At 55.1% G+C, this 12400-nt stretch carries 14 protein-coding genes; 7 read left to right on the forward strand and 7 right to left on the reverse strand.

Features of this window, described 5'->3' with window-relative positions; translation table 11 throughout:
• Window position 1: 1 nt before the first annotated feature.
• The 4 genes from FHW04_RS13370 to hemA are packed head-to-tail and all read right to left on the reverse strand — an operon-like array spanning window position 2 to window position 3632.
• Complete coding sequence (locus tag FHW04_RS13370; protein ID WP_031377318.1) at window positions 2–394, reverse strand: SirB2 family protein; 393 nt, start codon at window positions 392–394, stop codon at window positions 2–4.
• Window positions 395–417: 23 nt separating this feature from the next.
• A complete protein-coding gene (gene prmC / locus FHW04_RS13375) occupies window positions 418–1251 on the reverse strand; it encodes a peptide chain release factor N(5)-glutamine methyltransferase (protein WP_089561227.1) in 834 nt (277 codons plus the stop codon).
• Entirely contained in the window at window positions 1251–2333 is a 1083-nt protein-coding gene (gene prfA / locus FHW04_RS13380) for a peptide chain release factor 1 (RefSeq protein WP_031377320.1), read from the reverse strand. Before prfA ends, prmC begins: the two co-directional genes overlap by 1 nt.
• Window positions 2334–2375: 42 nt before the next feature.
• Window positions 2376–3632, reverse strand: coding sequence for a glutamyl-tRNA reductase (gene hemA / locus FHW04_RS13385; RefSeq protein WP_031377321.1), 1257 nt, complete (start codon window positions 3630–3632; stop codon window positions 2376–2378).
• Between the two features lie 216 nt (window positions 3633–3848).
• On the opposite strand from hemA, the gene lolB reads away from it, so the two are divergent.
• From lolB to FHW04_RS13405, 4 genes are all read left to right on the forward strand, one after another.
• Complete coding sequence (gene lolB, locus FHW04_RS13390; RefSeq protein ID WP_031377322.1) at window positions 3849–4472, forward strand: lipoprotein insertase outer membrane protein LolB; 624 nt, start codon at window positions 3849–3851, stop codon at window positions 4470–4472.
• Entirely contained in the window at window positions 4469–5326 is an 858-nt protein-coding gene (gene ispE / locus FHW04_RS13395) for a 4-(cytidine 5'-diphospho)-2-C-methyl-D-erythritol kinase (protein ID WP_046288375.1), read from the forward strand. The genes lolB and ispE overlap by 4 nt, the downstream gene beginning before the upstream one ends.
• 136 nt (window positions 5327–5462) lie before the next feature.
• Window positions 5463–6410: a ribose-phosphate diphosphokinase gene (prs, locus tag FHW04_RS13400; protein ID WP_006118899.1), complete on the forward strand. Its 948-nt coding sequence runs from the start codon at window positions 5463–5465 to the stop codon at window positions 6408–6410.
• A gap of 214 nt (window positions 6411–6624) precedes the next feature.
• On the forward strand, window positions 6625–7776 hold the full coding sequence (locus FHW04_RS13405; RefSeq protein WP_089561226.1) for a GGDEF domain-containing protein: 1152 nt from the start codon (window positions 6625–6627) through the stop codon (window positions 7774–7776).
• On the opposite strand, the gene ychH is transcribed toward FHW04_RS13405, so the two are convergent.
• Window positions 7773–8048 carry a stress-induced protein YchH gene (ychH, locus tag FHW04_RS13410; RefSeq protein ID WP_031375314.1) on the reverse strand — a complete coding sequence of 92 codons (276 nt, stop codon included), beginning with the start codon at window positions 8046–8048 and terminating at the stop codon, window positions 7773–7775. The two genes, FHW04_RS13405 and ychH, sit on opposite strands and share 4 nt — an antisense overlap.
• Before the next feature lie 261 nt (window positions 8049–8309).
• Here ychH and pth point away from each other — a divergent pair, with 261 nt between their 5' ends.
• Window positions 8310–8897 carry an aminoacyl-tRNA hydrolase gene (gene pth / locus FHW04_RS13415; protein ID WP_031375313.1) on the forward strand — a complete coding sequence of 196 codons (588 nt, stop codon included), beginning with the start codon at window positions 8310–8312 and terminating at the stop codon, window positions 8895–8897.
• Window positions 8898–9005: 108 nt separating this feature from the next.
• Window positions 9006–10097: a redox-regulated ATPase YchF gene (ychF, locus tag FHW04_RS13420; RefSeq protein ID WP_031375312.1), complete on the forward strand. Its 1092-nt coding sequence runs from the start codon at window positions 9006–9008 to the stop codon at window positions 10095–10097.
• Between the two features lie 280 nt (window positions 10098–10377).
• On the opposite strand, the gene FHW04_RS13425 is transcribed toward ychF, so the two are convergent.
• Window positions 10378–11004, reverse strand: a complete 627-nt coding sequence (locus FHW04_RS13425; protein WP_089561225.1) for a hypothetical protein — start codon at window positions 11002–11004, stop codon at window positions 10378–10380.
• A gap of 712 nt (window positions 11005–11716) precedes the next feature.
• Here FHW04_RS13425 and FHW04_RS13430 point away from each other — a divergent pair.
• The gene (locus FHW04_RS13430; RefSeq protein WP_069728194.1) at window positions 11717–11905 is read left to right on the forward strand and encodes a YjfB family protein; all 189 of its coding nucleotides are present in this window, start codon (window positions 11717–11719) and stop codon (window positions 11903–11905) included.
• Window positions 11906–12127: 222 nt separating this feature from the next.
• Here FHW04_RS13430 and FHW04_RS13435 read toward each other — a convergent pair whose 3' ends face one another.
• Window positions 12128–12283, reverse strand: coding sequence for a hypothetical protein (locus tag FHW04_RS13435; RefSeq protein ID WP_162836813.1), 156 nt, complete (start codon window positions 12281–12283; stop codon window positions 12128–12130).
• Between the last annotated feature and the right edge of the window lie 117 nt (window positions 12284–12400).

The raw sequence follows: 12400 nt of genomic DNA on the forward strand, positions 1-12400 counted from the left end.
ACTATCCCCATAACGGCATTTTGCTCAGCGCCAGCTTAATGACCATCACCAGCGCGATTAACGCCACCAGAAACGCGATCCAGCGGGTACGGTCAGTGCGTGGTCGGCGGCTCAATGCCACAAATCCTAAGGCGATGTAGATAATAACCCCTAATAGCTTCTCAGTCAGCCAGCTTCCTTGCGGAGTGAAGGGATAGAAGTGAGTAATCATCACCAATGAGATGCCGGTCAACAGTAACAGCGTGTCGTTGGCGTGCGGCAGAATGCGCACCCAGCGCCGCGATAGCATCGCCGATCCGGTGCGCAGCCAGAAAAAGCGCAGCACAAACATCGAAATGGTGACGATGACCGTTAACAGGTGGAGATTTTTGATCAGTGGATACCAGGCGTACATAGTGAGTCCTTTTTCGTCCGCTTTCAGGTTGAAGATTGCCCGAGGGTAACGCGGGGATTGCCACCGTAGTCATTGACGGTTTCTACCGCGCGGTAGCCGTGCTGGCGCATCATGTCACGCACCGCCTGATCCTGCTGCCAGCCGTGCTCCAGCAGCAACCAGCCGCCGGGCTGCAGCCAGTCAGCCGCCTGTTCAATCAGCGTGCGCAAATCTGCCAGGCCCGCGTCTGCTGCCACCAGCGCGCTGCGCGGCTCAAACCGCACGTCGCCCTGCTCCAGGTGGTGATCGCTGGCGTCAATATAAGGCGGGTTGCTGACGATAATGTCAAAACGCTGCGGAGTGAGTTGCTGAAACCAGTGGCTGAGCGCAAAACGGGCATTCGGCAGATTGAGCTGCTGCGCATTGCTGCGTGCCAGTTCCACCGCCTCAGCGATACGATCCACGCCGATGACCTGACAGTCGGGCCGTTCGCTGGCCAGCGCCAGCGCAATCGCGCCGGTGCCGGTACCGAGATCAAGAATGGTGGCTGCGGACACCGGCAGATGCGCCAGCGCCTGCTCAACCAGCAGTTCGGTGTCCGGTCGCGGGATCAGCGTGGCATCCGTGACGCGCAGCGGCAGCGACCAGAATTCACGTTCGCCGACCAGATGCGCCACCGGCTCACCGCGGGCGCGACGGCTCAGTAAAGCATCAAGCTGGCTAAGCTGCTGATCGCTGAGCAGGGTTTCATCAAAAGCGATTAACCAGCTGCGCGACTTGCCGGTCACGAAGCTCAACAGGATTTCGGCGTCGCGCTTCGGGCTGTCGCCGCCATTCAGGATCGCAATGGCCTGTTTCAGCCAGTGACGAATATCCATTAATCCTGGCCAGCCAGCGCCGCCAGCTGATCCGCCTGATATTCCTGCACAATCGGCTCAATCAGGCTGTCGATTTTCCCTTCCATCGTTTCATCCAGACGGTAAAGCGTCAGGTTGATGCGATGGTCGGTGACGCGGCCCTGCGGGAAGTTATAGGTACGGATACGGTCAGAACGATCGCCGCTGCCTAGCAGGTTACGACGGGTACTGGCTTCGGCGGCGTGACGACGGGCCATTTCGGCGGCGTGAATACGCGCGCCCAGCACCGCCAGCGCTTTGGCTTTGTTTTTATGCTGCGAACGCTCGTCCTGACACTCCACCACAATGCCGGTTGGCAGGTGGGTAATACGGATCGCGGAGTCGGTGGTGTTAACGTGCTGACCGCCGGCACCTGATGAACGGAAAGTATCGATTTTCAAATCACCGGCGTTGATTTCCGGCAATTCTGCCTCCGGTATTTCCGGCATTACCGCCACGGTGCAGGCGGAAGTGTGGATTCGTCCCTGAGATTCGGTCTCGGGCACGCGCTGAACCCGGTGTCCGCCCGATTCAAACTTCAGGCGACCATAGGCACCCTCACCGGTCACCCTTGCGATCACCTCTTTATAACCGCCATGCTCACCTTCGTTGGCGCTGACGATCTCAACCCGCCAGCGGCGCGCTTCGGCATAACGGCTGTACATGCGGAACAGATCACCGGCAAAAATTGCGGCCTCATCACCGCCGGTACCGGCGCGAACTTCAATGAAGCAGGCACGCTCATCATCGGGATCTTTTGGTAACAGCAGCACCTGTAACTGTTGCTCCAGCGCTTCGCTCTGCTCGCGTGCCGCCTGCAGCTCTTCCTGCGCCATGTCGCGCATCTCAGGGTCGTCGAGCATCTGCTGCGCCGTCTCAATATCTTCCTGAACCTGCTGCCAGTCGCGGAAGCAACGGGTGACATCGGTCAGCTGGGCATATTCGCGCGACAGCGCACGGAAGCGTTCCTGGTCGGCGATCACGCCGGCATCGCCCAGCATCGCTTCCACTTCTTCGTGGCGCTCCTGCAGGGCTTCCAGTTTGGCAACAATAGAGGTTTTCATTTAAATGTGGGATTCCCGTAACAGGTAGCAGCAGCCTGGTGCCTACTCGAGACCCAGGCTGTCGCGTAAAATCTGCAGGCGTTCATTATCGCCGTCGCGGGCGGCCTGCTGAAGCGATTTGGTTGGAGCGTGAATTAAACGGTTGGTCAGCTTGTGCGCCAGTTCCTGCATCACTTTCTGCGGATCGGCACCCTGTTGCAGCGCCTGTAGCGCGCGGCCTTCCAGCTCAGCACGGATTTCATCCGCCTGAGAACGGTATTCACGGATGGTGTTAACTGCGCCCTGAGAACGCAACCATGCCATGAACTCACCGCTTTCCTGCACCACGATGCTCTCGGCCTGCACTGCCGCCGCTTTGCGCTGCGCCAGGTTCTGCTCGATAATCGCCTGCAGGTCATCGACGCTGTAGAGATAAGCATTGGGCAGTTTGCCGACTTCCGGCTCGACATCGCGTGGAACCGCAATATCCACCAGCAGCATCGGCTTATTACGACGCGCTTTCAGTGCGCGCTCCATCATGCCTTTGCCAATAATCGGCAGCGGACTGGCGGTAGAAGAGATGATAATGTCGGCTTCCGCCAGCCGGGCATCGATTTCCGCCAGGCTGATCACCTCAGCACCAACTTCGGTGGCCAGCGCTTCAGCACGCTCACGGGTGCGGTTGGCAATAATGAGTTTTTTAACCTGATGCTCGCGCAGATGGCGCGCCACCAGCTCAATGGTTTCACCGGCACCGACCAGCAGCACGTTGACGGAAGAGAGCGATTCAAAAATCTGACGCGCCAGAGTACAGGCAGCAAACGCCACCGAGACGGCATTGGCACCGATATCAGTTTCGGTACGGACCCGTTTGGCGACGGAGAAGGTTTTCTGGAACATGCGTTCCAGTTCGCTGCTCAGCGCCTGGCTACGCGAGGAGTCGGCGAAGGCTTTCTTCACCTGTCCAAGAATCTGTGGTTCACCCAGCACCAGCGAATCCAGCCCGCTGGCAACCCGCATCAGGTGGCTGACCGCCTCATTATCCTGATGCCAGTAAAGGCTGTTGCGCACATCCTCTTCATCGAGCTGATGATAGTCGCACAACCAGCGTACCAGACGCGCCTGCAAATCGGCCTGCTGCTCTACACTGAGGTAGAGTTCGGTCCGGTTACAGGTCGACAGCACCACGCCGCTCTGCACCATTGGCTGTGATAACAGGCTGTTCAGCGCCTGCTCAAGCGTCTCCGGCCCGAACGATACACGTTCGCGCAGAGCAATGGGGGCAGTTTTGTGATTGATTCCGAGAGCGAGCAGCGTCATGGTGGTTTCGGTTGGGATGTCCCAATAATGTCAGGGTTTTGTGAGGCGCATTCTACAAGATGCGGCAGATCAAGAAAAGCCATACAAAGCCTATGACTGTAATAAGATTAACCTGATCGTGCTCAATTTGCTGCATAACAGCATTGACGGCTTAAATACGGATGGTTAGCGTTATCCGTTACGAATTATAAACGTGTCTGAGGAGATGACCACTTGATGCTTTATTCACCACGCACTCTGTTGCGCATTTTGCCCCTGGCCAGCGTATTGCTGGCCGCCTGTAGCGTTAACAAACCGCAAGGCCCGGGCCCCAGCGTGACCGCGCCACAGTGGCAACAGCATCAGCAGGCGGTCTCACACGTCACCCACTATCAGACGCGCGGCGCTTTTGCTTACCTGTCTGATAAACAGAAGGTCTACGCGCGCTTTAACTGGCAGCAAACTGCTCCTGACCGCTATCGCCTGTTACTGACCAATCCGCTTGGCAGCACCGAACTGCAGCTGGATGCGCAGGGTTCAGTGGTGCAGATCGTTGACAACAAGGGCAAACGCTACGTCAGCAATGATGCGCAAAAAATGATTTCGCAACTGACCGGTATGAACATTCCGCTGGCGAACCTGCGTCAGTGGATGATGGGCCTGCCTGGCGATGCCACTGATTATCAGCTTAATGAAAACTATCAGCTGCGCAGCCTGAATTACAGCCGTGACGGCCAGAACTGGCAGGTGTCGATTGCCGGTTACGACAGCAACGTCACGCCGCCGCTGCCTGCCAGCCTGGAGCTGAAAGAAGGCGATCAGCGGATTAAACTGCGCATGGACAGCTGGACCGTTCAATGATGAGTCACTGGCCGTCTCCGGCAAAACTGAACCTCTTTCTCTACATCACCGGCCGTCGTCCTGACGGCTATCACAACCTGCAGACGCTGTTTCAGTTTCTGGATTATGGCGATACGTTGCAGATCAGCACCGATCACAGCGATCGCATCCAGCTGCTGACGCCGGTGGCGGGCGTCGCGGAGGCGGATAACCTGATTGTGCGCGCCGCCGAACGGTTAAAACAGGCGGCACTGGCGAAGCAGACCCTGCCGCCAAAGGCAGGCGCGCAGATTGCCATCGACAAGCGGCTGCCGATGGGTGGCGGTCTCGGAGGCGGCTCATCCAACGCGGCGACCGTGCTGGTGGCGCTGAATCACCTGTGGCAAACCGGCCTGACGCCGGACGAGCTGGCGGCGATCGGCGTGCAGCTCGGTGCTGACGTTCCGGTGTTCGTAAAAGGCTTCGCCGCCTTTGCTCAGGGTGTAGGTGAACAACTTCAGCCCGCAGAGCCGGAAGAAAAGTGGTATCTTGTCGCCCATCCCGGCGTGAGTATCAGCACCCCGGCAGTCTTCAACGACCCCGCGCTAACGCGAGATACGCCGGTGCGCACTTTAGCGACGCTTTTATCCTCACCCTTCGCTAATGATTGTGAAGCAGTGGTAAGAAAACGTTTTCGCGAGGTTGATGAGCTTGTTTCCTGGCTGCTAGAATACGCGCCGTCGCGCCTGACTGGCACTGGCGCTTGTGTGTTTGCTGAATTTGACACCGAGTCTGCTGCTCGTCAGGTGCTGGAACTTGCCCCGAATGGGGTGCGCGGATTTGTAGCCCGAGGCGTAAATGTTTCGCCGTTACAGCGTGCCCTGCGAGGCGATTAGCGATTGCGTGACAGTGTCACCCCGTTCCAGACACTGCACGTTTCGCATCAACACACCCGTGTGAACGCCCATGACCGTATTCGCCGGTTACTGTCGTGCCGTTCATTCTCTGGACGCAAAGCCTGAGGTTCTTCTCGTGCCTGATATGAAGCTATTTGCTGGTAACGCCACCCCGGAACTAGCACAACGTATTGCCAACCGCCTTTACACCAGTCTGGGAGACGCCGCCGTTGGGCGTTTCAGTGATGGTGAAGTGAGCGTACAGATTAACGAAAATGTACGCGGTGGTGATATTTTCATCATCCAGTCCACCTGTGCTCCCACCAACGATAATCTGATGGAACTGGTTGTGATGGTCGACGCGCTGCGTCGTGCTTCTGCTGGTCGTATTACCGCAGTCATCCCCTACTTTGGTTATGCTCGTCAGGATCGCCGCGTGCGCTCCGCGCGCGTACCGATTACCGCTAAAGTAGTGGCAGACTTCCTTTCCAGCGTCGGTGTTGACCGTGTTCTGACGGTTGACCTGCACGCCGAGCAGATCCAGGGCTTCTTCGACGTCCCGGTTGATAACGTATTTGGCAGCCCGATTCTGCTGGAAGACATGCTGCAGATCGGTCTGGAAAACCCGATTGTTGTTTCTCCCGATATTGGTGGCGTAGTACGTGCCCGTGCTATCGCTAAACTGCTGAACGACACCGATATGGCCATCATTGATAAACGCCGCCCGCGCGCGAACGTTTCTCAGGTGATGCACATTATTGGTGACGTTGCTGGCCGCGACTGCGTGCTGGTCGACGACATGATCGACACCGGCGGCACGCTGTGCAAAGCGGCTGAAGCGTTGAAAGAACGGGGCGCCAAGCGCGTATTTGCTTACGCAACCCATCCGATCTTCTCTGGTAACGCCGTTGAAAATCTGCGTAAGTCAGTGATCGATCAGGTGATTGTCTGCGATACCATTCCGCTGTCTGAAGAGATGAAGTCACTGCCGAACGTGCGCACCCTGACCTTGTCTGGCATGCTGGCTGAAGCGATTCGCCGCATCAGTAACGAAGAGTCAATCTCGGCCATGTTCGAGCATTAATCTTCGCCAAACCGGGCCACGCGCCCGGTTTTTTTCATGCCGCTGATGATCCGATTAACTCGCTTCCTTTTCTGATATTCCCGCGATAAATTTCCCCAAAATCGACTATTTTCAACGCCACCCACTCTTTTAGTAAAACGCCGCGTTCCGCACTTCTGCCCCAGACGCTTAAGTGATAATTTGCTGCGCACTTTTCATAACAATCCCAACCACCATGACTCTGGATATCTATACCTTATTTATTTGTGAGCTTTACGTGTTGGGATTTTTAAGCATCATCATGGTATTTGCCTGGATGGGATCGCAATACGATCGCGTGCTGGGTTTTACCTGTCTGTCGCTGATTTTCACCCTGGTGGCGGTATTTTTCAGCAGCCTGCGCAGCAGTGGCCTGCAGTTTTTGCCGGTTGCTGCCGGCAATGTACTGGTGATGCTGGCCTACGGCGGATTACTGAATGCTTTTCGATTATTTTGCGGCAAAAAGATCGGCACCGGCTGGCTACTCGGCGCTTTACTGTGGGCGATCCTCTGCTGTTTACCGAGCTTCTATCACAGCTTGCCCAGGCGGGTACTGGTGCTGTGCATCGCCTGTATTGCCTACACTGCGGCGCTGATCCAGCTGTTATGGCTGGCGCGCGACGCGCTGAAAGTCACCTTCTGGCCCGCGCAGCTGCTGCTGTGGATCCATCTGCTGTTTCATCTGGTGCGCATCTGGCTGGACAACGCGATACCGACCCGGCTGCACGGTGCGATTGGCGGTTCAGGCTTTTCGGTGTTCGTGATTCTGGAGTCGATTCTGTTTGTCATCGGCCTGACCTTCACTATTCTGGCGATGGTCAATGAACGTACCCAGATTGCCTATAAATACGCATCGCTGCACGATCCGCTGACCAGCGTCTGGAACCGGCGGGCACTGTTTAGTGAGGCGGAAAAAATGGTGGTGCATTGCCGTCGTCATAACTGCCCTTTCAGCGCCGTGCTGTTCGATCTGGACCACTTCAAAACGATTAATGACCGGTTTGGCCATCATCAGGGCGACCTGGTTCTGATCGACTTTTGCCGTCTGGTCAGTGGATTGATGCCGCCTGAGGGACGTTTTGCCCGGCTGGGCGGAGAGGAGTTTGCCGCGATTGTTGCGCTCGGTGAGCAGGAGGCGCAAGCGTGGTGTGAAGCGATCCGCATGGCGGTCTGTCAGTCACAGCCCAGTGCCGTTGGCTACACGGTCAGCATTGGATTTGCTACTGCCAGCCACCGCCATCAGAACTTCGAGGATTTACTGGCGCTGGCAGATGAGGCGCTTTATCGCGCCAAAGCCAGCGGCAGAAACCGCACGGAACAGCAGCCGGTACCGGCGCTGATCATTTAGTGGTGGGTGTGATGCGACCGGCGGCAGCGTTTGTCGTAATGACGCAGCCAGTAATAACGGTCCTCCACTTTTTCTCGCCCGCTAACGCGTGCACCCACTAACCACAGCAGCGCGCCAATAAAAATGCTGAACATCGCGCCGTGCGCCAGAAACTGTGGCAGATGAAGCGAAGGCAGCTGATTAATAATGGAATAGCCGACGCCCAGCACCATGGTGAGTAATCCCAGTACCATCAAACTATTACCCGCTACGCGACAATGTTGATGTTTCATCCTGCACCTCCATCCTTATGAGCCAATGTAAAACCGCACACAATGTTAAGTTGCCATAAGTTTAGGCAATGGCTGACGGCGACGTTGCGGGACGGATCACACAACCGGTATAAACTTCAGGCTGGATCTGTGGGCAGCTTGTTGATTTAGATGAAAAATGATTAATCACCGGCCTGAATCAATTTAGCCCTATGCGCTTTGTCATCTCGCCTGAGGCGAAGTAAACTAACGCCCTTTGGCAATAACAGCAGGATATTCATTGTGAGCAGCATTAAACTGATTGTGGGCCTTGCCAATCCAGGCGCTGAATATGCCGCTACGCGCCACAATGCGGGTGCCTGGTATCTGGATTTACTGGCCGAGCGCCACAATCAGTCACTGAAAGAAGAAGGCAAATTCTTCGGCTATACCGCCCGACTGGCGATCGCCGGAGAAGATGTGCGCTTGCTGGTGCCGACCACCTTTATGAACCTGAGCGGTAAAGCAGTGGCCGCAATGGCGACCTTCTATCGCATTGCGCCGGAAGAGATTCTGGTGGCGCACGATGAACTCGATTTGCCGCCGGGCGTGGCGAAGTTTAAGCAAGGCGGCGGACACGGTGGCCACAACGGGCTGAAGGACATCATCAGTAAACTGGGCAACAACAACAATTTTCACCGTCTGCGCATCGGAATCGGCCATCCTGGCGATCGCAATAAGGTGACCGGTTTTGTGCTGGGTAAACCGCCCGCCAGCGAGCAGAAGCTGATTGATGATGCCATTGATGAAGCGGCGCGCTGCACTGAACTGTGGCTGAAAGAGGATCGCATCAAGGCGATGAACCGGCTGCACGCTTTCAAGCCTGCTTAATCGCCCGAATCGTCGCGATTCTGTGTATAATGCGCGAAATTTTTCATTTCGTCTCCGACAGTCCGCCGCCGGGCGAGCTGTCCATCCAGTTATAAAGGGTATCAAACCATGGGATTCAAATGCGGTATCGTGGGCCTGCCGAACGTCGGTAAATCCACTCTGTTCAACGCGCTGACTAAAGCGGGTATCGAAGCGGCTAACTTCCCCTTCTGCACCATTGAGCCCAACACTGGCGTGGTGCCGATGCCTGACCTGCGTCTCGACCAGCTGTCTGAGATTGTTAAACCGCAGCGCGTGGTGCCGACTACCATGGAATTTGTCGACATCGCCGGTCTGGTAAAGGGCGCGTCAAAAGGTGAAGGTCTGGGTAACCAGTTCCTGACCAACATCCGTGAAACCGAAGCGATCGGCCATGTGGTCCGCTGCTTTGAGAACGACAACATCATTCACGTTGCGGGCAAAGTTAACCCGGCTGAAGATATTGACGTGATCAACACCGAACTGGCGCTGTCCGATCTCGATACCTGTGAGCGTGCGATTCAGCGCGTGCAGAAGAAAGCCAAAGGCGGCGATAAAGACGCTAAAGCCGAGCTGGCCGCGCTGGAGAAGTGCCTGCCGCATCTGTCTGAAGCCGGTATGCTGCGTTCGCTGGATCTGGATGCTGATGAGAAAGCGGCGATTCGCTATCTGAGCTTCCTGACGCTGAAGCCGACCATGTACATCGCCAACGTCAATGAAGACGGTTTTGAGAACAACCCATATCTGGATCAGGTGCGTGCCATTGCCGAAGCAGAAGGTTCCGTGGTGGTACCCGTGTGCGCCGCCGTTGAATCAGATATAGCTGAGCTGGAAGATGAAGATCGTGACGAGTTCATGGCGGAACTGGGACTGGAAGAGCCGGGCCTGAACCGCGTGATCCGTGCCGGTTACTCCCTGCTGAACCTGCAGACCTACTTCACCGCAGGCGTAAAAGAAGTGCGTGCCTGGACCATCCCGGTTGGCGCGACTGCTCCACAGGCAGCCGGTAAGATTCATACCGACTTCGAGAAAGGCTTTATCCGCGCCCAGACTATCGCCTTTGAAGACTTTATCGCCTACAAAGGTGAGCAAGGTGCGAAAGAAGCCGGCAAGATGCGTTCAGAAGGGAAAGAGTACATCGTGAAAGATGGCGATGTGATGAACTTCCTGTTTAACGTCTGATTTGCTTGCCTCATGAGATTTTACTTAATCTCATGACACCTGAATAACATATAAAACCCACGCAATTGCGTGGGTTTTTTCATTTCATGGCTTATCAAACAATATCGTGAGAATGCAGTTAAAATTGAGTACAAAGATGATAACGTCTCTTTTCCGTCTTCAAGTAAACTTATTATGATTAAGGTATAAGAAAGGGAGGATGGAAAAGTTTATCTCCCTGCTATTCCCTGATGTAATAATACCCGCTTCTTAAATCCTCCCGCCTATAAATCGCTGTCCCCTAAGCCACGTCCCGCATCCTTTTCAAAAAATCCTCAATCGCCGCCTCAATAACAGGCACACTCAGCGCCTCTGCATCAACAACCATCCGTAACCCATGCCCATAAGCGAAGCCCGGCAGCAACTGATAACCACAACACACTTCTGGCGGTTCATCTTGCGCTATTTCCCGCTCACGCTTCTCAATAAACTGCCAAAACGTTAGCCCGCCAAAAATCGCATAGGCCTGTTTTTCCTGGTGCACCAAGGTATGGCTAACGATTTTGCCTTTGCTATTCACATTGGGGGTTGTTTCATATCGCACCTCTTCTTCCTGTTGCTGCTGACTGAGCATCGCCCAGGCTTCATTGAATGCGCGATGATGCACCGCATCCTGAAACATCAACTTAGCCGTGATGATTTCAGCATTCCAGAGATCGGCAGGATCGCGGCCGACAAAATAGATATCACTCCATGCCCAAATAGAGTCGGGGTTATCCTGGTAGTGTTGGATATCGCAATCATCATAGAACATTCCGCCACAGCGATGACGTTCTCGATAGATACGGTTTTTAAGCTCGATGACTTTTTTACGGCGCTGACGACGAGAAAGAGAAATGAAGGGACGATGTTTGTTGAAAGGCGACATGGAAACTCCTTAACCGGCAACGCTAATGCGGCTGGCAGCAGTCCAGCCGCATAGACTAGCAAAAGCCGGGCTTGAGGAACAAGTGGTGAGGAACAGAAAATATTAACTGCGCGCCACCACATTACCCTTTGAGCCGCATGCGGTGAGACAAAGTCACGGCTGCATCGGTCGCTGCAGACTCGTAAGATCGTCTACGGCAGTTTACTGCCAAAAGCGTAGCGAGCAGTTCATAACGTCAGGGCTCAATATCGCATTTAGCCTGGCCAGAACCTGATTGACCATTATTTCAGAGATACACTCCGGCCTTTAATGCAATGACTCTGGGTGAGTGCCCGTGAATAACACCCTGTTGTTTTGATGCATATACTTTCCGGCGAAACGGTACAACCCGCGATATCATCAATCTTTCCGCTGTGGGTAACGGGAGCAATAACCGGTAGCCGGGTGAACGGGTTCAGTTGCAGAAGTGGCAGCATCTCAACACCTCTTCGCTGCAGTTAACCAGCGGATTCAGCCTTGATGCTTGTTGTTGAGATACTTCAATTTCATAACGGCGACTGGCCAGCAAGTAACCCCCTTCCGTTTGCTTCCTTTCACCCGGCCCGCCCCCCCCTCTCCGGCTCAGGTTTTCTCCGCCGTTGCCGATAATGCTGTCAGGCTCTGTCGATGAGCCGTGACCCGTTCCCTCATGTTTTCACAACAGGAGTGCAAGATGGATGTATCGCAAATTACCTCGCTGGCTAGCGGTCTCGCCAGCATGGATCTGCACAGTCAGGTGAACACCGTATTACTGAAGAAGACGCTGGATAATCAACAGGCAGCCGCAGCCAGCATTCTCCAGGCCATCCCCGCGTTACCGGCGAATCCGGCAATTGGCCGCAACATTAATACCACGGCCTGATAGCTCAGAGGCAGGCGTGGCGTCTCTGTTTTGGCACTGCGCTTGTCCTCTTTTATTCTATCCCGGCCCACCGCTTGTGGCACCGGTTCCGCCGCGACGGGTTTTTCACGTTTCCCGACACCGGCCTTCAGGCGCAAAATTTTTGATAAAAGTGAAAGCCGCAAATAACAAAAAGGCCCGCGCAGAATGGCGGGCCTTCAGGCGATTAAAGTACAACAGGGATTATTTTTCATGGTAGCGATGCAGCGCCGGATAATATTCCATGCCGTAAAGCTGGCTGAGGGGAAACAGCAATTCAATGTTGATATCGCGTTCCGCCGCAACCGGCGCCGATCCGCTCAGCAGTTGTTCAAACCAGGCTTTCAGTTTCTGTTTCATGGTATGCGCTCCGTCAGGGTTGATGAGACGAGTAAACCCGCTCTGGCGCGTAAACTGAACCAAAAATTTCTGCGCTGCTATGCCAGAAATTAACTATACCTTCCGCCCGGCCGTCGC

The sequence above is a fragment of the Pantoea sp. AN62 genome, from assembly GCF_050432985.1.
Taxonomy (GTDB): domain Bacteria; phylum Pseudomonadota; class Gammaproteobacteria; order Enterobacterales; family Enterobacteriaceae; genus Pantoea; species Pantoea brenneri.